The sequence below is a fragment of the Paraburkholderia dipogonis genome, assembly GCF_046027395.1.
Lineage (GTDB): Bacteria > Pseudomonadota > Gammaproteobacteria > Burkholderiales > Burkholderiaceae > Paraburkholderia > Paraburkholderia dipogonis_A.
In genome coordinates, this window is the sequence record NZ_JAQQEG010000040.1 from 39,660 (window position 1) to 60,158 (window position 20,499).

A 20,499-nucleotide genomic window follows, 5' to 3' on the forward strand; every position below is an offset into this window, starting at 1 on the left:
CAATGAATTCGTCGAAATTGATGCCGTGGGGCTACAAATGACCAACCTCGCCGATGTATCGGGCATGCTGAAGGCCGTGCGCCGCGAAAGCAATCTGTCGCAAGAGGAACTGGCGCACCGGGCAGGCGTCGCGCGCACCACCGTCGCGCGTATGGAAACACTCGCCAAAAACGATATGAGCGTGTCCGTGCTCGTGCGCCTGCTCGAAGCGGCAGGCTACGACCTCAAGTTCGTCGCGCATGGACACGGGCGCACGCTCGAAGACATCCTCGCCGAACAACGTAATCCGGACGCGAACTCATGAGGCTCGACGTTCAGGTACTGGGCAAGAACGTCGCCACGCTATTTCGCGAGCGCGACGACTACGTCCTTAAATACAACCGCGACGCGAGCGCGGCGGACTTCGTCAGTCTGACCATGCCGGTGCGTGAAGAGGCCTGGCGCTGGCCGCGCGATCTGCATCCGTTTTTCCGGCAGAACCTGCCGGAGGGTTATCTGCTGAATCTGATCCGCGAGCAATTCGGACCGTTGCTCGACGGCACCGACCTGTCACTGCTCGCCGTGGTCGGCGCCATGGGGATCGGCCGCGTCACCGTGACACCCGAAGGCGTCGCGCCGGGCACGGAACTGCAAGCGCTCGATGTGCAGGACATTCTGCACGGCGACAATACCGCTAAGCATTTCGCGCGGCTCGTGCGCGAGTATGCGCGGGCCGCCATCTCGGGCGCCGTGCCGAAGTTCATCGCGCCTCAGGGCGATGTCTCACATGCGCCCACGCCGATGCCGCTCGGCAAACCGACCATCCGGACGAGCCGCCACATCGTCAAAGGCTCGGACGACAACACGCCGTTTCTCGGCTTCAACGAGTTCTATTCCATGCGCGTGCTGGAACGGCTCGGCGTCGCGCCGGTCGCGCGCACGCAGATGTCGGACGATGGCCGGGCGCTGATCGTCGAACGCTTCGACGTCGACGCACAGGGATTGCCGGCCTACGGCGTCGAAGACATGTGCGGTCTATTGGGTTTGCCGCCACACGAAAAATACAACTCGACCAGCGAGAAAATGCTTAACGCCGCGCGAGCCTATCTGCTCGATCGCGACACCATGCGGCTGCAACTCGAACACCTCGGCTGGCATTTACTAACGAACTACGTCGTACGCAACGCGGATTGTCATACGAAGAATGTGGCGTTGTTCTATACGTCGGTCGATGATGTCGCGTTCACGCCCGTCTACGACATCGTCACAACGCAGGCGTACCCGCGCTTCGCAGCCAATCCGCCGGGCTTGCCGATCGACGGCCGCAAAACCTGGGCGGCCGGCAAAACGCTGGAGCGTTTTTTCAACACGCGCACGGGTATCGCGCCACGGCAATACGCGCAGATGGTCGAGGCGTTGTGCGATTCGGCCGTCGCCGTCGGTCATGAGTTGATCGAAGCGGCGCGCAACGAACCGCAATGGCACGCCGTCGCGAAGCACATGCTTCACGCCTGGGACGACGGCATGGCGTCCTTGCGCTCGCCGAAGAAGAGCCTCCCGTTCAAAGGACTCAAGCCGGTAATCGAAGCCGCGGGTTTTTCCGCGCCGGAACCGGCGGAACGCGCGCGTGAGGTGATTGGGCGTTCGCCGCTTCTTGGCAAGCGTGGCTAGACGCTCAACGACCAAAGTACGCTGCCCTTGTGATCCGCCAAAACAAAAGCCCACAGCATTTATCATGCTGTGAGCTTCTTTACGTCGACCTGAACGCTACGTTAAAGCGGAAACCTCAAACAGCCACCGCGCTCAACGCATCTTCCGTGAGCCACAACGACTCCGCAAGATCCTGCTCATTGAGATTGAGTCCATCCCCGCCACGATCGACGACGATAAAATCGCTCACGTCGCCCAACGCGATCAGCGGATGGTGCCAGACGCCCTTCGCGTAGTTCACGCCCTGCCAGCCGCTCGTCACGAACGCGCGAATCTTCGACGCGTCCAGCTCGCCCGCCGGCGCCACGACCACCAGATACGGCTTGTCGTTCAGCGGCACGAACGCCTGGCTGCCTAGCGGATGCCGTTCGAGCATCTTCACTTCGAACGGCAGCGTGCGCGGCTGTCCGCGAAACAGGTTCACGAGCGTGCGGCCATTCTCGTCGTCGACGTCCACTTTCGCGAGATCGTGATAGCGGATCGTCGTGCCGAGGTTGATCGGAATCTGCTTCGCGCCTTCGAGTTCGATCACGTCGCCGAATGCGGCGAACGCTTCCTTCGTCAACGGTTCGATCGCGAGCGTTTTCATGATGCGAGCGTGCCCCACAGACGCAGACGCGACACGCCGCCGTCCGGAATGATGTTAAAGCGCACGTGCGTCACCGGACCCAGCGCCGCGATTTCGCTTTCGAAATAGTGCTGGTTGTCCATCTTCAGCTTCTGTTCGCCGAGCAGCACCGGCCAGAACATGGCTTGCGTGATCAGCGAGCTGTCCGTGCCGCCCGTCACGTACGCGGCCTGAATCGAGCAGCGGTCCGGATAGTTGCCCTTGAAGTGCGCCGTATCGACTTCGATCTTCCTGATCACGCCCGGCTGCGCCAGTGCGACGATCGCCCAATCGTTGCCCGGTTCGCGACGGCGGCGCGTTTCCCAGCCGTCGCCCATGTTCACGCCACGGCCCGGCATCAGGATCGTCGACGCAGCGCCGAAGTGCTGGTTGTTCGCCGCGACCAGATACGCGCCGTTTTCCATCGCGGCCAGATCGAACTGCTCCGTGCGGCTCGCGCCGGCCCAGTCGACTTGCGGTTGACCATACACACGCAGACGCGCGATACCACCGTCCGGATAGATGTTCACGCGCAGATGCGTATAGGCGTTTGCGTCGCTGACTTCATGATAGTGGTGGCTATTGCCTTGCAACGTGGTCGACGGCACAATTTCGGTCCATTGCGTCGACTGGTTCGGCACGCCGTCCACCACGCGCGCGGCTTCTACCGACGCCGCCGGCGGGAAGTTGCCCGTGAAGTGGCTGGTGTCGAGATCGAGACCCTTGATCACGCCCGGACGCGCCAGCTTCACGACGCACCAGTCATAGCCGTTGGCGCGCTTGCGGCGCGTTTCCCAGCCGTCCATCCACTTGCCGTTGTCGTCGTACTTGCCCGGAATGAAGACGGCCGGCTCCGGATTCAGCATACGTTCCTTCGGTGCGAAGAAATCGTCGCTGGACTCGAGCGCCTGCGCGCCCAGGCGCGGGTCCGCCAGATTCACATAGCGGCGCGTGAATTCCGGTGCGTTGGGATCGAGAATCGGGAGTGCCATCTTTGTCTTCCTTAGATTAGTCAGTGCTGAAAAAACGTTTCGGTTCGAGGTCCGCGACGCGCGGTAAAACCTTACGCGTCGATCAGGTCGTCGAGCCGGAAACGTGCGATACGGTAGATCTGATCGAGGCTCGCGCGCAGTTCGTCGGCGCGGCTGTTGTTCACGCGCGCCTCGAAGTTCGCGATGATGCCGTGACGGTCATAGCCGCGCACAGCGAGGATGAACGGAAAGCCGAACTTCTCGCGATACGCGGCGTTCAGCGCGAGCAGTTTGTCGAATTCTTCCTGCGTACATTGCGCGAGGCCGGCGCCGCTCTGCTCACGCGTGGATTCGGCCGTCAGTTCACCGCGCACCGCGGCCTTGCCGGCCAGCTCCGGGTGAGCGTTGATCAACGCCAGTTGCTTCTCTTCGCCGGCCGTCTCGACGATGTTCGACATCTTGCGATGCAACTCGTCGATGCTGGCGAAAGGCCGTTGTTGCGCGGCGATTTCCGCGACCCACGGCGAGTGCTCGAAAATGCCCGACAGCGCTGCCACGAACGCGTCGGTCGAGGTGCTGTTGAGTTGGTCCAGAGTGTATTGCATCGCCTTCATGCCGCAGCCCCGCGGTTGTTTTGTTGATAAGGATGATGTTCGCGCCAGTGGCGCGCAATATCGACGCGCCGCGTCACCCACACGCGATCGTGCTGTTCGATATGGTCGAGAAAACGTTGCAGCGCGCGAAAACGCCCAGGGCGTCCGAGCAAACGGCAGTGCATGCCGATCGAAAGCATTTTCGGCGCTTCGTCGCCTTCTTCGTAGAGCACGTCGAATGCGTCGCGCAGGTACGTGAAGAAGTGGTCCGCTGTGTTGAAGCCTTGCGGGCTCGCGAAGCGCATGTCGTTGGTGTCGAGCGTGTACGGCACGATAAGTTGCGGCACTTTCGCGCCGCCGGTCACGTCCACGTCCATCCAGAACGGCAGATCGTCGCCGTAGTAATCCGAGTCGTACAGGAAACCGCCGTATTCAGCGACCAGGCGACGCGTGTTGGGACTGTCGCGGCCGGTGTACCAGCCGAGCGGACGCTCGCCCGTCACGCGCTCGATCGCTTCCATACCTAGGCGCATGTGTTCCGCTTCTTTCTCCGGCGCCATGTCCTGATAGTGAATCCATCGATACCCATGGCAGGCAATCTCATGACCCAGTTCGACGAACGCGCGCGCCAGCTCCGGATGCCGTTCGACCGCCATACCGACGCCGAACACGGTGAGCGGCAGGCCGCGCTTTTCGAATTCACGCAGGATGCGCCAGACACCCGCGCGCGATCCGTATTCGTAGATCGACTCCATGCTCATGTGGCGCGCCGGAAAAGATGCGGCGCCGACGATTTCCGACAGAAACTGCTCCGAGCCAGGATCGCCGTGCAACACGCAATTTTCACCGCCCTCTTCGTAGTTGAGGACGAATTGCACCGCGACACGCGCTCGACCCGGCCAGTTTGCCTGCACCGGGTGGCGGCCGTAGCCGATCAGATCGCGTGGGTAGTTCGGGTCGAGTGGCATGGTTTGACGAAAGCGTGGTGACGGTACGTAAAATTCGCGCGGAACTCACGTGGCGTTGGCGTGAGCTTGTGTGCTGAGTGCAAACGACTCACGCGGGCGCGGGTGGAAAAACACCAGAAGCAGTACCGAAAGCCGCAGAAAAAAGCCTTTCAGGCAGCCCGCGCCGAGTTGGACCAGTGTAGCGAAAACACCCGGGTGCGCCCATACACCCGGCCAGATAGTGCGTGTCAGACTGAATGTATGTGCGGTCCCGGTTCTGTAGTGTTTACCCGCAATAAATCGCCCGTCCCTGCTTTTTCCGGCGCATTGGCGGCGGAAATGACAGCAGAACCGCGCGGCGCAAGCGGATTCGGATCGACGTCAGTCGGACTGAAGGATGCCAGCGCGCCGTCGTAGCGCTTGGCCAGCGGCCGCGCGTAATCACCGCGTTTGGCCGTCGAGAGACGCAGCGCGACCAGCGCCTCGGTCCACTTCACAGCGGCTGTCACGCCCTCGATCACCGGCGCGCCGAGCGCGTCTTCGATCTCCGCGCACAATTCGGCCATGCCCGCGCAACCGAGCACGATCGCGTCCGAACCGTCTTCCGCGAGCGCGCGCCGGCATTCATCGAGAATGATGCGACGCGCCGCCGAGCCCGGCTTGTCGAGATCGAGCACGGCGACGTCGGTGGCGCGCACGTTGCGGCAAAACCGCTTCATGCCGTAGCGCTCGGCGAGGTGCCACGCCATGCCGCACGTGCGCGCCAGCGTGGTCACCACGGAGAAGCCCGGCGCCAGCACGCTGGCCGCGTGCATCGCCGCCTCGGCAATGCCGATTACCGGGCCACGCGCCAGCTCGCGCGCGGCGTACAGGCCTGGGTCGCCGAAACAGGCGATCACGTAGCCGTCGCAGCCTTCGCGCTCACCGGCGGCGACTTCGGCAAGCAAGCCCGGCGTGGCGAGCGCTTCGTCGTAATAGCCTTCGATCGACGGCGGCCCCATGGTCGGATTGACCGCGATGACTTCGGTGCCCGGCGCAGCGACTTCCCGCGCGCAGCGGCCCATCGCTTCCGTCATGCGCTGGGTCGTATTCGGGTTGATCAGTTTGATGCGCATATCGACTCCTGTTGCGTCTGCAAAATTCAGCGTGCGAGAACGCGATAGAACAGCGCAGCGAGACCAGCGCCGATGAACCACGAAAAATTCGCCATACCGTCGAGTGCCGGGACCATCACGCAGATCACCGCGATTACTGCGGCCGGCAGCAGCGCGGCAACAGCCCGGTAGTTGACGCCGTTGCGATACCAGTATGAACCGGTGGGCGAGACCGTGTACAGATCGTCCAGAACGATCTTCTGACGCTTCACGAGGAAGTAATCAACGATCAGGACACCGTACAAAGGTCCGATGAAACTGCCGAGGACGTCGAGCGTGTAGTGGATCACGGCCGGGTTGTTGAACAGATTCCAGGGCGTGATGAAGATCGATGCCACCGCTGCGAGCATGCCGCCCATGCGCCAGCTAATGAGGCGCGGCGCCACGTTCGAAAAGTCGAAAGCCGGCGAGACGAAATTGGCGACGATGTTGATGCCGATAGTCGCGATCGTGAAAGTCAGCGCGCCGAGAATCACCGCAGTCGGATAGTCGATACGGCCCACGGTTTCGACCGGATCCGTGATCAGTTCGCCGAACACCGGCAGCGTGGCCGCGGTCGTGATCACCGTCACCAGCGAGAAGGCCAGAAAGTTGACCGGCAGCCCCCAGAAGTTGCCGCGCTGCACGCTGCGGAAACTCTTGCCGTAGCGCGAGAAGTCGCCGAAATTCAACATCGGTCCGGAGAAATACGACACCACCAGCGAGATCGCCGTGATCATCACCGGCACGACCTGCATGCCGTGATATTTGACGCCGCCCAGGTTGATGCCGATGTTGCGCCATCCCGCGCGATACACCATGTAGCCCGCGAGAATGAACATCACCACGTAGACCGCGGGACCGGCGAAGTCGATGAACTTCTTGATGGTCTCCATGCCGTGCCAGAACACCAGTGCCTGCAACACCCACAGCAGCATGAAACCAGTCCAGCCGAGCGTCGAGAGTCCCATGAAGCCATGATGATGAACATCGGCGTAAGGCAGTAATTGTGGAACGAACTTCAACACGACGATCACGAGCGCGCTCGACGCCAGATAGGTCTGAATGCCATACCACGCGACCGCGATCAGGCCACGAATCACCGCGGGAATATTCGCGCCGAGCACGCCGAAGGTCGCGCGGCACGCCACCGGATACGGCACGCCGTTCGCCTGGCTCGGCTTGGCGATCAGGTTGCACAACAGGTTGACGATCGTGATGCCGACGAGTAGCGCGATCAGCACTTGCCAGCTCGTCAGGCCGAGCGCGAACAGACTGCCCGCGAACACGTAGCCACCAACGCTGTGCACGTCCGACATCCAGAACGCAAAGATGTTGTAGGCGCCCCAGGTTTGATGCCGTAACGGCGCGAGATCCTCGTTGTAGAGGCGGTCGCTGTAGCCTGCGGGCATCGACGGTTCGCTGGGCGCGCCGTCGTCTGCATAAGTGGGAATTGCGGGATTGCCGGGCGCTGCACTGAACTGAGCCATGATTCCTCCTGGGAATAGGGACCGTCGATAGCGAATCGAAGGACGTTGCATCGGCCATGCCAGTCGTGCCCTCCTCGTCCGTATGAATCGAGGGTCCTGGCGCGTCTGTCCGGCCGTGCCGCGGATGTCTCCGTACTTGAAGTACTTGTGGTTATCGCACCGCCAGCAGCCGCGAAGTCCGGCGATGCGTTACTACCCGAGGTCCGTCGCCCGGCGGCGGACACGCGTGCACAAGCCGGCAGCGCTCACGCCGAGCCGCCTTGCAACGCTTGATTGGTTCAGTTCAATTCAGTGCGGCGCGCACCGGCAACGGGCGCACGCCGGCCGCCTGCCTCAGCCTGGCGCGGACTTTGTCTTCGATGAATCTCTGGCTGCACCGTTGAGTGCGCCGAACACTTCATGCAGATCGGCCGCGCCACGTGCGGGGCGGTCCAGCATCTTCAACTCGACGCTTTGCAAATGGCGCGACATCAAGGCCGCCGCCTCTTTTGCATCGCCGGCGTCGAGCGCGGCGAGAATGGCTTCGTGGTCCTCGAACGAGCATGGGCTGCGTCCGAGCGACTCGTACAGCGCGGAAATCAGCGTGGAGCGCGCCACCAGACCGTTCAGACAGTCGCACAACACGGCGTTCCCAGTGAGTCCCGCCAATTCAGTGTGAAACTCGCCCGACAGACGAATCCATGCCGGAAAATCACGTGTTTCGAACGCTTTGCGTTCCCGGCCGATCATGCTGCCGATGCTCTTCAAACGCCGCATGCCGTGACCGGTGCAAATCTTTTCCACCACCGCCAGCTCGATGATGCGTCGCATCTCGAACACTTCGTGCACTTCCTGTAGCGACGGGCTCGCGACGAACGCCCCGCGATTCGGTTCGAGATCGACGAGGTGGTCGGTCGCCAACTGCGTCAGCGCCTGCCGGATCGGGCCGCGCTTCACACCGAATACTTCGCACAACTGCGCTTCTGTCAGCTTTGAGCCGGGCGCGAGCCGATGCTCGAGGATCGCGGCGCGGATGCGCTCGGCGATCGCTTCGGGTTTCGAACTATTCGCGGCTGCGGACTCTGTGTCGGACATGATGTTCGTCTCGGTATGTAGGCCATCATAGGATGGACATAAAAATTGTCAACAATTTTTGTCCTGAATTTCGACAATCTGCGCCGTGAGGCTGAACTGGCGGGCTGCCGGCTCAGCTTGTACGCCTAGTGCTGCCTCAGTACGAGTTTAATAAGGTGAGGCGGGGGTCGTCTATTGGTGACGGGTTTTGTCAACAAAATCGGAGGACCTTTATGAGTGGTTCTGTTGGTAGTGGGCGATAAAAACAGACCGTTAGTTGCGTTATTGGTCTTAAAAAGAAAGCAGGCAAACGCCCGCTTCCCTCCTCCACCGGTTCAGGCGAGGTACGGATAGCCCGACAAACTCAGTTTGAACCCATGTGCATCGGCGACGAGATGCGCGTCCGCGCCCACCGGCAGCGTCAGCATGTTACGGACATGCCCGAATTGCAGGCCGGTGACGACCGGAATGCCGATCACCGACCTCACCTGTTCGATCATGGCGTGCAGGTCGTAGCCATTGTCATAGTCGTAGGGTTTGGCGCCGGAGAAATCGCCCAGCACGAGCGCCTGCTGCTGCGCGAGGATGCCGGACAGGTGCAACTGATAGATCATCCGCTCGACCCGGAACGGTTGCTCGTTGACGTCCTCGACAAACAGGATGCCGCCCTGCACCGGCGGCATATACGGCGTGCCGATCAGCGATGCCAGCACCGCCAGATTGCCGCCCCACAACATGCCTGAGACGTCGACCGGCTGCGCTTGCGGCGTGTTGCTCGAGACCGTCATGGTCGGCTTCGTCAACGCCGACCAGAAATGCTGCATGGTGAATTCGCTCAGTTCCTCCGCGCCGAAGTCGCTCATCACCATCGGGCCGCCGAAGGTCTTCACGCCGGCGCGCGCCAGCAGCGCAAGCTGGATTGCGGTGAAATCGCTGTGCCCTACCAGCGCGATCGGCTGATCGGCCAGCCGGCGCTGCAGCCCGTCGTAATCGAGCCCGTGCAGGATGCGCACCGCGCCGTAGCCGCCGCGCACGGCCAGCACGATATCCGGCAACTTACGCGACGGGTCGGCGAGCCGGTTCAGATCGGCGGCGCGCTCGCCATCGGTGCCGGCGAAGCGCTGGTAGCGACGCCGCGCCGCCTCCACGCCCTCGACGTGATGCCCCTGCGTATGGAAGCGCTGCAATGCGCGATGCAGCACCTCGGGGTCATGCGGATACCCGGACGGCGCGATCAGTTCGATGGTGCGATGGACGGTCATTGGCAAGACCTTGTTGGACGTTGTTGTTTTAGAGCGACTCAGCCGGGCCCGGCTCGCTGCCTGCGGCGGCACGTGCCGCCGCGCGTGCTGCACGGCTCGCGCGCCGCCGCTCGGCAAAGAACGACTTGAGCGCGGCGCCACATTCATTTTCGAGCACGCCGCCGATCACTGTGGTGTGATGATTCAACTGCGGATTCGCGAAGGCATCGACGACACTGCCGCACGCGCCGGTTTTCGGATCGCGCGCCCCGAACACGACACGGGCGATGCGCGCGTGCATGATCGCGCCGGCGCACATCAGGCACGGCTCGAGGGTCACGTAGAGTTCGCAGCCCGGCAGACGGTAATTCTCGACGGCCCGCGCAGCGGCGCGCAACGCGGCCATTTCCGCATGTGCCGACGGGTCGTGTCCGCCGATCGGGTGATTGAACCCTGTGGCAATGACTTCGTCGCCGCGTACGAGAACTGCGCCGACGGGCACTTCGCCGACAGCGCGCGCTTCTTCGGCGGCGGCTTGCGCCAGCGCCATGAAGTGGCGATCGCGCTCCGAGACCTCGGGGACAGCGGGAGATGCGGGCGGCTCGTCAAGGGGGGGATCTGAATTCACCGTGGCGGCAGCAGAGCCCGAATCGGTTGTAGCGGTTGTAGCCCATTCAGCGACCCCGCTGGCTGAAGCCTGAGAACCCAGCACATTCAGCGCGTCGTGAGATTCGACAGAATCCGGCACGGCGGCGTGGGCAAGCGGCTCGCTCACTGCGAACCCGCGTCTGCCGTATTGAGGTTGCCGGCGCGCTCGGACAGCCGCTCGGCAATGCGCCGGCAGTATTCGCGCGGCAGAACCAGCGGGCCGCCGCGCAAAGATTCAAGTGCCATATCGAGCGCCAGCATGCGCGCCTGGAGACAGCAACGGGTAGCCTGGTCGCTCACGGCATTCAACTCCGCTTGCAGGTCGCGCAACGCGCGCAACTGCTCGACAGCGGGCGGCACAAAGCCCGCATTCTTCAAAATCCGGTTGGCGACGCGCACTTCTTCGGGGACCAGAGCATCGTCGTCCAGCGACAGCGGCGCGCCCGCGCCCGGTAACTCGTCGAACTCACCTCGCGCGGCGGCGGCGGCAATACGCTGTTCGACTAACGCATCAAGCAATTTCATCTGCAATCCACTACGTTGCGGCCCAAGCATTCTATCAGGGAGCGCACGATCGTTCCGCTTCTCGAACCGACGAAACCTCCTACGTTTTCAGATTCGGCGTATTTGAGGGACATAGGGTCGTGCGCTAGCCTCAGCGGTTCGCGGCCGCGCCGCGTGCCGCCCCCATTTTCCCCACCGAAACCTGACAAAAAACTTTCGACGAACGACACCGTTCGCACCTTTACTCGCCGCTCCCCAAAGCCACTGACGTTATGAAATTCCGAATGATCGACTCGAGCCTCAACCACGCCACCATCACTTTCGACGCCGGCATCAGCCCGCATCCCACCGCAGACCCCACACACCTCGGCGAACGCATTCTCAAACCGAGGTTGCGCGCGACGCTAGCCGCCGTGGCCATATCGCTCTCGCTATCCGGTTGTGGCGTGTTCTGCGGCGGCGCAGGCGGCAGCGGTGGTGGCTTCGCCGGCGGTTGCGCGACGGGAATGCGGTTCTAGCCCGGCGCCCTTCGACACGCCGCAGTCCCCTTGGGCGACGCGCGCTATGACGCGGTGCCCGCCAAAGTCCATCGAGCCAGCGCGACATGCCGCGTACGCCCGAGCAAACTGTGCATCAACGCAAACTCACGCACGTTCCAGCAGACCGGTTCGACGGGACGTGCCGCGGCCCACGGCATGCCGTACGCCAGTGTGACATGCGGTGTGTAGTGCGCCGCGGACGAGACCGCGTGGTCCCCCAACCCAGCGTCCTGCAATGCATGGCCCAAGGCGTCGTGCAGCCTGTGCAGGCCAGCGACGCCCTCGCCTCCGCCCAGCACCAGCGGCCCCGGTCGCGGCTTCGACGCAAAGCTGACCGCCGTGTCGAATTCGACGCTAAACGGCTCCATTCTGATCGACGCGGCCGCTTGCATCGCCGCATCGACTCGCTTCTGTGGCAAACCGCCCGCAAAATTTCCCAAGTGATGCAAGGTGACATGCAGACGTCCCGCCGCAAGCGGTTTACTCCGGGCGCGCGTCTCCCCGCAAAGCTGTTGCGCGAGCTTCGAGATGCTGGCCGCTGTAGCGGCATCGGGAAAGACGGCGAAGAACAGGCCGTCTGTCGGCGTTGGCGGCGCCTCGAGCCCAGGCAACCAGAGTTGTTCAGGCATGGCGTTCCTGACCGGATAAAGCCGGCATTAGATGAATCTCCGTTCATTGTGCGGGCTCACCCGCGTACCTGATCTATTCAGACCGCTCGACTGTGCGAGGTTCCACGATCACCTTGTTATTAATCTCATTGCAACTCTGCGGAATGTAGTTTGCTGCGAGCAAACACAACGCCATCCGGCCTACGCACGATTGCCTTTGTATCGCTTCTGCCCGCCCCGCATGTTCACCGGGGCACGCCCCGTGGATCAACGCCCGTTTCCCATTAAAAACCGCTTGCAGTCGCGACCCGCCCACGTACAATACTGTACATCCATACAGTATTGGCGGCAACGTGGAACTGCTCAAAAAGCTGGAAGTATTGGCCGACGCGGCGAAGTACGACGCGTCATGCGCAAGCAGCGGCGCACCCAAGCGCGGCTCTCGCGGCATTGCCGGTCTGGGCGCCAGCACCGGCGCGGGCATTTGCCACAGTTTCACGCCAGACGGGCGCTGCGTCTCACTGCTGAAAATTCTGCTCACCAATTTCTGTTTGTACGACTGTCAGTACTGCGTCAACCGGCGCTCGAGCAATGTGCCACGCGCGCGCTTCACGCCCGAGGAGGTCGTCGAACTGACGCTGGATTTCTATCGGCGCAATTACATCGACGGACTGTTTCTGAGTTCCGGAATCATTCGGTCATCGAACTACACGATGGAACAGCTCGTGCACGTCGCCCAGTCGTTGCGTGAGGATCACCAGTTTCGCGGCTATCTTCATCTGAAGACGATTCCCGATGCCGATCCGCAGTTGATTGCGCAAGCCGGGCGCTATGCCGACCGTTTGAGCGTGAACATCGAACTGCCTACTGACCGCAGCCTCGCGCGGCTCGCGCCGGAAAAGAACGTCCGCACCATCAAGCTCGCCATGGGCTCGATCCGCCTTGCGCAGGAAGAAGCGCATAGCGACGCCAGAGCGCCGAAGTTCACGCCCGCGGGCCAGAGCACGCAGATGATCGTCGGCGCGGATCAGACGGACGACAGCACGATCTTGCAGACCGCCGCGACGCTCTACGGAGCGTACAAGCTCAAGCGCGTGTACTACTCCGCCTTCAGCCCGATTCCCGACAGTCCTTCCGCATTGCCGGCTCAGGCGCCGCCGTTGTTACGCGAACATCGGCTGTATCAGGCCGATTTCCTGATGCGCGGCTACGGCTTCAGTGCGGATGAGCTGTTCGAACAACCCGGCAACCTGTCGCTCGATATCGATCCGAAGCTCGCGTGGGCGTTGGCGCATCGCGACCAGTTTCCGGTCGACCTGAACCGCGCGCCGCTGCGCATGATCGCGCGTGTGCCGGGCATCGGCATGCGCAACGCGAAACGCCTGGTCGAGTTACGGCGTTCGCGCCGTCTGCGCTACGAGGACCTCGTGCGGCTGCGTTGTCCGCTGGAGAAGATCAAGCCGTTTGTCGTGACGCAGGACTATCGCGCGGCGCTGCATGATGCGTCGTCGGCTCGATTGCGCACGGTGTTGGCGCCGCCGGTGCAACTGGCGTTGTTGTGAAGCGTCGCGATGCGTTCCATCGTTATAGAAGATCATTTCGTCGCGTGGCGCGCCGCGTCGCTTGGCGCTTTGGGCGAAGGCCTCGCGCCGGAGGCGATCGAATGGCGCGTCAGGCAGGAACCTGAGTCGTCGCAAGAGCAGGCGCTGTTCGACTACGGCGCGACATCCGAGAAAACAGAGCCCCGACCCACTGCCGTGCATGTTTCCAAGGAGCTGGCTGCGCTATTGCAAGACGCCGCACTGTTCCGCGAATCACAGCGCTGGGCGTTCTTGTACAAGGTCCTATGGCGTTGGCAACACGGCGACCGTGCGGTCGCCTCGCCGGCAGACGCAGATGGCGCACGGCTCCATCGCATGGCTAAAAGCGTGCGGCGTGCCAGGCACGACATGCTCGCGTACGTGCGGTTTCGCAAGCAGGCATCAGGGTCAGCGGTGCAGACACCCGAATACATCGCCTGGTACGAGCCCGAGCATGATGTGCTGGCGTGGGCCGCGGAACACTTCGCGCAACGCATGGGACGCTCGACGTGGATGATCACGACGCCGCGCGGCGCGGCCTTCTGGGACGGTCAGCAACTGCATCTGGAGCAACGCCGCGGCCTGCCCGGCGACCATCGTTGCGATACCGCGGACGAAGCCGAAGCGCTATGGCTCGCCTACTACCGCAGCACGTTCAATCCGGCGCGGCTGAACGAAGCGGCGCTCGAACAGCACATGCCGGTACGCTTCTGGAAAGGTCTGCCGGAAGGTCATCTAATCCCCGCCATGATCAGTGAAGCGAAAAGCGGCGCGCGCCGCGTGGCGCAGGCGAGCGGTGTCGGCGCGCTGGGCGGCAAAATCATTCCGATCGAAGCGGACATGGCGCAACCGGTCCGCGACCAACCCTCGTCGCTCGATACATGCCGACGTTGCGACTTGTGGCGCAATGCGACGCAAGCGGTCGGGAGTTCAGGGCCGAGCGACGCGCGCATCATGCTGATCGGCGAGCAGCCAGGCGATCAGGAAGATCTGAGTGGTCAGCCGTTCGTCGGGCCGGCCGGACAATTGCTGACGATAGCGATCACGCGCGCCGGGCTGTCGCGCGACCAGGTTTATCTGACCAACGCGGTGAAGCATTTCAAATGGGAACCGCGCGGCAAGCGCAGGCTGCACAAAACGCCGGGACAGCGTGAGATCGAAGCGTGTTCTTTCTGGCTCGAGCGGGAGTTGCGCACGGTGCGCCCGGCGGTGATCGTCGCACTTGGCGCGACGGCGCTCACCGCCTTGCTGCGCGGGAAAGTCAGCCTGAGAGACCATCTCGATGCGCCGTTCAGAGTGGAAGGCGGCTGGGGCATCGCCACCTATCATCCGTCGTTCGCGTTACGACAGCAGAACGACGCGGATCGCGACAAAGTATTGGCCGAGATCAGCAACGCGCTCATGCGGGCGCGTGAGTTGGCCGAATCCGCCACGCCAACTGCCACGAAACCACAGCAGTAAAAAGAGCCCCCTTTTGCGATGTCCATAGAACATCTCACCTCTGAGAGAATCTTCACGCAACGTCACGATTCCCCGGCGTCATCCTGCGGCACCAGCGCGATGACATTCCCGATTCCCTGCCGCGCCATCTTGGTGTAAGGGCAAAATCGTTCGGTGTTGCGGACCAGTTCCTCGGCGACGACACCCTCGACACCGGGCAATCGAATACGGGTCTGCGCGCTCAGGATGAACAGGCCGTCCACCGGGTCGCGGCCAAAATCGACGGTGACCTGCACCGAGGCACCGGGAATCGGAATGCTCGCCTGTGCCGCAAGCAGACTCAGCGCGCCATGAAAGCAGGCCGCGTAACCCGCCGCGAACAGCTGCTCCGGATTGGTGCCGCCGCCAGGCCCGCCCAGCGCCTTCGGCAATCGCAAGTGGACTGCGAGATTGCCGTCGTCAGAACAGGCGATGCCCGACGCGCGCCCATGACCCGCGTCGCCGCCGGTTACGGTGACGGTGGTCGAATACAGCGTTTGGGGGGCGCGCCCGTGATACTTGTCGAGCAGCGTCAGCGGCGGTGGACGCAACGTGGTCATGGCGCGCCTCATCGCCTCGTGGCTTATTTCGCGGCTTGCGCCTGGGCGAACCACGCGTCGAAGTTCATCGTACCGAGACGCGGATTTGCGCCCGGCACGAGCGTGTCGTCCTGCAACTTTGCGCCGAAGTAGCGGGCTTGTGGGTCTTCGGCGACCTTGCGTGAATCGTGCGTTGCCAGCAGGAAACGCTGCACCATGTCGGCGAGCCGCACGCGTTCCGGGCCCGCGATCTCCACGATGCCGTTGCGCGGTTCGCCGGCGGCAAAGTCCGCGACGGCTGCCGCTACATCATCCGATGCGATCGGCTGGAAAAATGCCGGGGACAGTCTTATGGTCGGGCCGTCGCTACCCGATTGCGCGATGCCGCCAAGAAACTCGAAGAACTGGGTCGAATGGACGATCGTGTACGGTACGCCCGATTCGCGGATCAGCTTTTCCTGAGCGATCTTGCCGCGGAAATAGCCGCTTTCCGCGAGCCTGTCGGTGCCGACGACAGAGAGCGCGACGTGATGCTGTACGCCCGCGGCAATCTCCGCCGCAAACAGATTGCGTCCGGCCGTCTCGAAGAACTCGAGCACGGCGGCATCTTCGAACGACGGTGAATTGGCCAGATCGACCACGACATTCGCGCCCGTCAACGCCTCGTTCAGACCTTCGCCAGTGATTGTGTTCACGCCCGATGCGGGCGACGCGGCGACGACCGCATGACCGCGCGCGCGAAGATTCTTGACGACTTTACTGCCGATGAGTCCCGTGCCACCGATCACGACGATCTTCACGATATCTCTCCATGAGTTTGTGCGCGGCTCTCGCGCCGCCGCCAACTATTCGACTCCGGCTTTGCATCGCATTGCGGATGGTGCGGATGGGTTTGCCGGTGCTTTGCCGGACGCGCCGCGATTCGCGCGCCGTCCGTACAGAACGCATCGTAGGCATGCACCGCGTCATGCGGTAGGGCCGCAGAGGGACTCACCGTGTTGCATGAAGAGCATCAATCAACGCAAAGGTCGTTCAGTTGCCGTCACTCGACCATCGAGAACGACGATCGCGTCGTCATTGTCGTCAGACACTGCAGGTCGAGCGCTCTCGTGTGCTCGGTCATGTAGTCGACGAACACGCGAACCCGCGCAGGAAGTTGCTTGCGGCTGAGATAACAGATGTAGTGGCCACCATCTTCCGGCGCGTGCTGCGCGAGACAACTGACCAACTGCCCGTCGCCCAGCAGGTCGCAGACCTGATACGCAGGCAACTGCGCGATGCCCAGCCCGTCCAGGACTGCCTGCACGATCAGATCCGGATCGTTGAATGTGTGCTGTGCGACGGGCTGGCGCCGCTGCGGGAGGCCGTCGGCCTTGAACTCCCACTCACTGATGCGGCCCGACGCGGTCAGGAAGTTGATGCAGCGATGATCGGCCAGTTCATCGACATGCCGCGGCAACCCGTGCCTTCGTGCATAAGCGGGCGACGCGCAGACGAGCATCTGCATCGGAATCAGCTGGCGCGCCACGATCCCGCTGTCTTCCATGCGCCCCTCGTGAAACGAAACGTCGACGCGATCGGCCGTGAAGTCGGCGGGTCGATCGTTCAGCAGCAGTTCGAGGGCGATCTCGGGATAGCGCGTATGAAAGCCCCGCAACAGCGGCGCGACGATCTTGCGGCCGAAGCCCGGCGTCGAGACGATGCGCAGATGGCCGCGAGGCGGCCCGTTGCGCAGCTCCCGCATGTCTTCCAGCGCCTGCGCGATGCGCTCTATGCCAGGCTGACAGTTCTCGTAGAAGAGCTCGCCCTCGCGGGTCAACGACGTGCTGCGCGTGGTGCGCAGGAAGAGGCGCGCGTCGAGCTGAGCCTCGAGTTTCTGCACGTTGCGGCTAACGGAAGAACGCCCGATGCCGAGGCGATCGCCCGCGCGGGCAAAGCTGCCCTCGTTGGCAACGGCGAGAAAAGAAATGACGCCGGCGTAGCTGGTCGCAAAACTGCTTGCAAACGGGTCGGCGGCGCCGGCGATGGGACGGCCTGGTGGGTTGTCTGACATGGAAGCGCGGTTCGTAAAGTCCATAGCGACTAGACGTATCAGCGCTGCCATTTGTGACACGGTCCGCCATTTTTTGATACCGGACGCGGCGCGCAGAGGCGGCTATTTCTCCGGAACGAGAACGGGCGCGCCCTTATCCTTCAGCAATAGCACGAGGAACCTGGCCGGCTTCGTCTGGCTTGCGTTGCGTCCGACTGTGTGAATATCGTTTGGACCTTCATAGAAGGTCTGTCCGGGTGTCAGCGTGACTGCCTTGCCGCCCTTGACCTGCATCACGATCGATCCTTCCAGTACATAGATAAACCCGTGCGCATGATGCCGATGGACGGGGTCCGCCGCACCCGGCGGGTACTCGACGGTGATCATCAAGGCTTCCTTGCCCGGATAGTCGTCGAGCGGCTGCGTCATCAATGGCGTGACGATTGCGGCGGGCGCCTCGGCGCGGGCCACGCCCAACGACGCGCTCACGACGACGAGCGCGGCCAGAGCAGTATTTCTCAAACGAAGCATGATAGTTTGTCCTTGAGTAACGCGGCCCGCCGGCGCGGGCCTAAACTGAAGAACCAGCGAAACGCATCCGCTCAGACGAGGTTCGCCTTATCCAGACCGAATGCCTTGTCGGACGAACCCGGCACCGTCCTGAAGGCGACGTTCGCGCGGTTCCATCCGTTGATCGCCATCACTTCGAAGGTCAGGTCCGAGAGTTCCTTTTCGGAGAACTGGGTACGCACGCGCTCGTAGATATCGTCGGGCACGCCGTGTTCGGGAAGCCTGGTCAGCACTTCCGTCCACGCCAGCGCGGCGCGTTCGCGCGGTGCGAAGAGCGTGGACTCGCGCCACGTCGCGAGGTGATGGACGCGCAACTCGCGCTCGCCGTGCATGCGCGCTTCCTTCACGTGCATGTCCAGGCAGAATCCACAGCCATTGAGTTGCGACGCCCGGATCGATACCAGGTCACGGATCGATTCTTCGATTGTGCTGTCTTTCAGGAGATTGCTGAGTTCGAAAAACTTCTTGAACAGTTCCGGCGATTGCTGCACATAGTTGATACGCTGCGTCATGATTTCTCCTGGCGACGATGAGTGGCCACCCTGTCTTGCGGGTGCCGTTAGCGGCAGTGAGCCGCACGAATTCATCGTAGGCCAGGGCGGCGTGTCACGGTAGGCCAGCGGACGCGCTCACGGTGTTGCCCGCGAGGCACCAATCGACATGTCGGGGCGCACCCGCGTCAAAGAGAGATCGGCGTTCAGCCGTAGGCGTGTGCTGCGGCGATGCGTGCGAGCTTTTCAGGGTTGCGCTGCACGTGGATGCGAACGATGCGCTCGCCGTCTGTTTCGAACGACTGTGCCGATTCGAGTTTGCCTTCGATAAAACGCAGCAGTGCCCATTGACCGTTGAGCACCACGAGCTTGACGCTGAGTTCGTCGCCATAACGCCGCGACGACGCGTAGAAAAGCTGTGCGATGCGCCGGCCACCCGCCATCGGTTTCGGGAAGCTCGGGACTTTGCCGCCGCCGTCGCCGATCAGCATCGCGTCTTCGGCCAGCAATGCGTTGATCGCGGGGAAGTCGCCGCGCTGCAGCGCCTGCGCGAACGTTCGCAGCAAACGGAGATGCGTCTCGCGCGGTACCACATGGCGCGGACGTTCGTCGCGTAGTTGCGTTTTTGCACGGCTCACCAGCTGACGGCACGCCGCCTCCGTCTTGCCGATGGCTTGTGCGACTTCGTCATAGTCGGCGTCGAATACCTCACGCAGCAGGAACGCCGCCCGTGCTTCCGGCGTCAGCCGCTCGAGCAACGCCAGAAAAGCCACCGAGACGTCGTCGGCGCGCTCCGTGGCTTCTTCTGGCGTAGCCGGGAAGTCCGTCATCTGTGGTTCGGGCAGCCAGATGCCCGCGTAGTGTTCACGTTGAATCTTCGCCGCGCGCAGACGGTCGATGGACATCCGCGTCGTGACTGCGACCAGCCACGCTTCCGCGTTATCGATGGCTTCACGGGCTGTCGCATGCCATCGCAGCCAAACGTCCTGCACGATATCTTCGGCCTCGGCAACCGATCCCAGCATTCGATATGCAATCTTCTGCAGCCGCGGGCGCAGCCCGTTAAAGGCACGTGCGTCGTCGTCCATGCACAGACTTCCTGTTACGTTGAAAGCACAAACGCCGCCCGAACAGATCGCTGGCAGCGAAGTATTGCCACGGCTGGGACAACGATCTACAGAAATTGAGCCGGCCGCACTCACTTGCTGAGCGCGGCTTCGTTGCAGGTAAAAATCTAAATTCCCTTTTCCCGCAGCGACGCGACATATTGTTTGGCTGCTTCGTTGCCATGCGCGAGCGCCCGCGACGCAAGAGAAAACCCCACCTGAGTTTCATGGGCGACCGCGCTGCGGTCTTCATCGAAGACTTTTGCCGCGCGCCGCAGATGTTGCGCCGCCTGCCCATGAAGTTCCGACGCCGCTGCATGATGTTGCGCAGCGCTCAGGCCGCTATCGACGGACCCGGCCGGCAATGGAGCGCCTGAATGCTTGGCGGCAAGATTGGACTCCTCGATGGCATACAGTGCATGGCCCTGCGCCAACACGGCCTGATGAGCGGCGTGATCGTAATTCTTGGCCGCCTCGTAGTACTGCGATGCCTCCCGATGAAATCGCGCTGCCTGCTCGTGATGCGATGCAGCAGCATCGAGATGGACTTTTTTACCCTGCTTCGTATTCATGGCAGATCCTCCTGGAGCGGCTTCGCTCTGCCGCAATGCCAGAGACACTCGAAGCTGATTGGTACAGGCGTGATTGACAAGAGCGTCTCGCGCCGAATGCATGACTT

At 62.5% G+C, this 20,499-nt stretch carries 23 protein-coding genes; 5 read left to right on the plus strand and 18 right to left on the minus strand.

The annotated features are described in order from the left end of the window. Positions 1-37 precede the first annotated feature (37 nt). Positions 38-304, plus strand: a complete 267-nt coding sequence (locus PQR32_RS32515) for a helix-turn-helix domain-containing protein (RefSeq protein WP_408236917.1) — start codon at positions 38-40, stop codon at positions 302-304. Further along, positions 301-1,650, plus strand: a complete 1,350-nt coding sequence (locus PQR32_RS32520; RefSeq protein WP_408236920.1) for a type II toxin-antitoxin system HipA family toxin — start codon at positions 301-303, stop codon at positions 1,648-1,650. Before PQR32_RS32515 ends, PQR32_RS32520 begins: the two co-directional genes overlap by 4 nt. Before the next feature lie 115 nt (positions 1,651-1,765). Here PQR32_RS32520 and PQR32_RS32525 read toward each other — a convergent pair whose 3' ends face one another. The 10 genes from PQR32_RS32525 to PQR32_RS32570 all read right to left on the minus strand — a co-directional run bounded on the left by PQR32_RS32525 (position 1,766) and on the right by PQR32_RS32570 (position 10,897). Continuing rightward, the gene (locus tag PQR32_RS32525) at positions 1,766-2,278 is read right to left on the minus strand and encodes an ureidoglycolate lyase (protein WP_408236923.1); all 513 of its coding nucleotides are present in this window, start codon (positions 2,276-2,278) and stop codon (positions 1,766-1,768) included. Further along, on the minus strand, positions 2,275-3,288 hold the full coding sequence (gene alc / locus PQR32_RS32530; RefSeq protein WP_408236926.1) for an allantoicase: 1,014 nt from the start codon (positions 3,286-3,288) through the stop codon (positions 2,275-2,277). The genes PQR32_RS32525 and alc overlap by 4 nt, the downstream gene beginning before the upstream one ends. 71 nt (positions 3,289-3,359) lie before the next feature. Continuing rightward, positions 3,360-3,881 carry a 2-oxo-4-hydroxy-4-carboxy-5-ureidoimidazoline decarboxylase gene (uraD, locus tag PQR32_RS32535; protein WP_408176129.1) on the minus strand — a complete coding sequence of 174 codons (522 nt, stop codon included), beginning with the start codon at positions 3,879-3,881 and terminating at the stop codon, positions 3,360-3,362. Beyond that, entirely contained in the window at positions 3,878-4,828 is a 951-nt protein-coding gene (puuE, locus tag PQR32_RS32540; protein WP_408204292.1) for an allantoinase PuuE, read from the minus strand. Before puuE ends, uraD begins: the two co-directional genes overlap by 4 nt. A 227-nt stretch (positions 4,829-5,055) precedes the next feature. Continuing rightward, complete coding sequence (locus PQR32_RS32545) at positions 5,056-5,922, minus strand: aspartate/glutamate racemase family protein (RefSeq protein WP_408236929.1); 867 nt, start codon at positions 5,920-5,922, stop codon at positions 5,056-5,058. 26 nt (positions 5,923-5,948) lie between these two features. Next, positions 5,949-7,430 (minus strand): NCS1 family nucleobase:cation symporter-1, encoded by a 1,482-nt coding sequence (locus PQR32_RS32550; protein ID WP_408204290.1) that lies wholly within the window; start codon positions 7,428-7,430, stop codon positions 5,949-5,951. Positions 7,431-7,763: 333 nt separating this feature from the next. Next, positions 7,764-8,504 (minus strand): GntR family transcriptional regulator, encoded by a 741-nt coding sequence (locus PQR32_RS32555; RefSeq protein WP_408236931.1) that lies wholly within the window; start codon positions 8,502-8,504, stop codon positions 7,764-7,766. Positions 8,505-8,818: 314 nt separating this feature from the next. Then, a complete protein-coding gene (ldcA, locus tag PQR32_RS32560) occupies positions 8,819-9,745 on the minus strand; it encodes a muramoyltetrapeptide carboxypeptidase (RefSeq protein ID WP_408236934.1) in 927 nt (308 codons plus the stop codon). A gap of 28 nt (positions 9,746-9,773) precedes the next feature. Further along, positions 9,774-10,352, minus strand: coding sequence for a tRNA adenosine(34) deaminase TadA (gene tadA / locus PQR32_RS32565; protein ID WP_408236937.1), 579 nt, complete (start codon positions 10,350-10,352; stop codon positions 9,774-9,776). Positions 10,353-10,495: 143 nt separating this feature from the next. Next, the gene (locus tag PQR32_RS32570; RefSeq protein ID WP_408236940.1) at positions 10,496-10,897 is read right to left on the minus strand and encodes a DnaJ family domain-containing protein; all 402 of its coding nucleotides are present in this window, start codon (positions 10,895-10,897) and stop codon (positions 10,496-10,498) included. A gap of 263 nt (positions 10,898-11,160) precedes the next feature. On the opposite strand from PQR32_RS32570, the gene PQR32_RS32575 reads away from it, so the two are divergent. Further along, positions 11,161-11,394, plus strand: coding sequence for a hypothetical protein (locus PQR32_RS32575; RefSeq protein WP_408236943.1), 234 nt, complete (start codon positions 11,161-11,163; stop codon positions 11,392-11,394). A gap of 44 nt (positions 11,395-11,438) precedes the next feature. On the opposite strand, the gene PQR32_RS32580 is transcribed toward PQR32_RS32575, so the two are convergent. Beyond that, positions 11,439-12,044, minus strand: a complete 606-nt coding sequence (locus PQR32_RS32580; protein WP_408236946.1) for a 2'-5' RNA ligase family protein — start codon at positions 12,042-12,044, stop codon at positions 11,439-11,441. A 332-nt stretch (positions 12,045-12,376) separates the two neighbouring features. Here PQR32_RS32580 and PQR32_RS32585 point away from each other — a divergent pair, with 332 nt between their 5' ends. Both PQR32_RS32585 and PQR32_RS32590 read left to right on the plus strand, forming a co-directional pair. After that, the gene (locus PQR32_RS32585; protein ID WP_408236949.1) at positions 12,377-13,585 is read left to right on the plus strand and encodes a putative DNA modification/repair radical SAM protein; all 1,209 of its coding nucleotides are present in this window, start codon (positions 12,377-12,379) and stop codon (positions 13,583-13,585) included. 9 nt (positions 13,586-13,594) lie between these two features. Further along, positions 13,595-15,064: a UdgX family uracil-DNA binding protein gene (locus tag PQR32_RS32590; protein ID WP_408236952.1), complete on the plus strand. Its 1,470-nt coding sequence runs from the start codon at positions 13,595-13,597 to the stop codon at positions 15,062-15,064. A gap of 62 nt (positions 15,065-15,126) precedes the next feature. Here PQR32_RS32590 and PQR32_RS32595 read toward each other — a convergent pair whose 3' ends face one another. The 7 genes from PQR32_RS32595 to PQR32_RS32625 form a co-directional block, all read right to left on the minus strand. Then, positions 15,127-15,642, minus strand: coding sequence for an Ohr family peroxiredoxin (locus PQR32_RS32595; RefSeq protein ID WP_408236955.1), 516 nt, complete (start codon positions 15,640-15,642; stop codon positions 15,127-15,129). Positions 15,643-15,665: 23 nt separating this feature from the next. Further along, a complete protein-coding gene (locus PQR32_RS32600) occupies positions 15,666-16,421 on the minus strand; it encodes an SDR family oxidoreductase (protein WP_408236958.1) in 756 nt (251 codons plus the stop codon). A 242-nt stretch (positions 16,422-16,663) separates the two neighbouring features. After that, the gene (locus tag PQR32_RS32605) at positions 16,664-17,674 is read right to left on the minus strand and encodes a LysR family transcriptional regulator (RefSeq protein WP_408236961.1); all 1,011 of its coding nucleotides are present in this window, start codon (positions 17,672-17,674) and stop codon (positions 16,664-16,666) included. 102 nt (positions 17,675-17,776) lie between these two features. Further along, positions 17,777-18,184 carry a cupin domain-containing protein gene (locus PQR32_RS32610; RefSeq protein ID WP_408236964.1) on the minus strand — a complete coding sequence of 136 codons (408 nt, stop codon included), beginning with the start codon at positions 18,182-18,184 and terminating at the stop codon, positions 17,777-17,779. 71 nt (positions 18,185-18,255) lie between these two features. Next, entirely contained in the window at positions 18,256-18,735 is a 480-nt protein-coding gene (locus tag PQR32_RS32615) for a carboxymuconolactone decarboxylase family protein (protein WP_408236967.1), read from the minus strand. A gap of 185 nt (positions 18,736-18,920) precedes the next feature. Further along, on the minus strand, positions 18,921-19,802 hold the full coding sequence (locus PQR32_RS32620) for an RNA polymerase sigma-70 factor (protein ID WP_408236970.1): 882 nt from the start codon (positions 19,800-19,802) through the stop codon (positions 18,921-18,923). Positions 19,803-19,948: 146 nt separating this feature from the next. After that, positions 19,949-20,440: a hypothetical protein gene (locus tag PQR32_RS32625; RefSeq protein WP_408236972.1), complete on the minus strand. Its 492-nt coding sequence runs from the start codon at positions 20,438-20,440 to the stop codon at positions 19,949-19,951. Positions 20,441-20,499 lie beyond the last annotated feature (59 nt).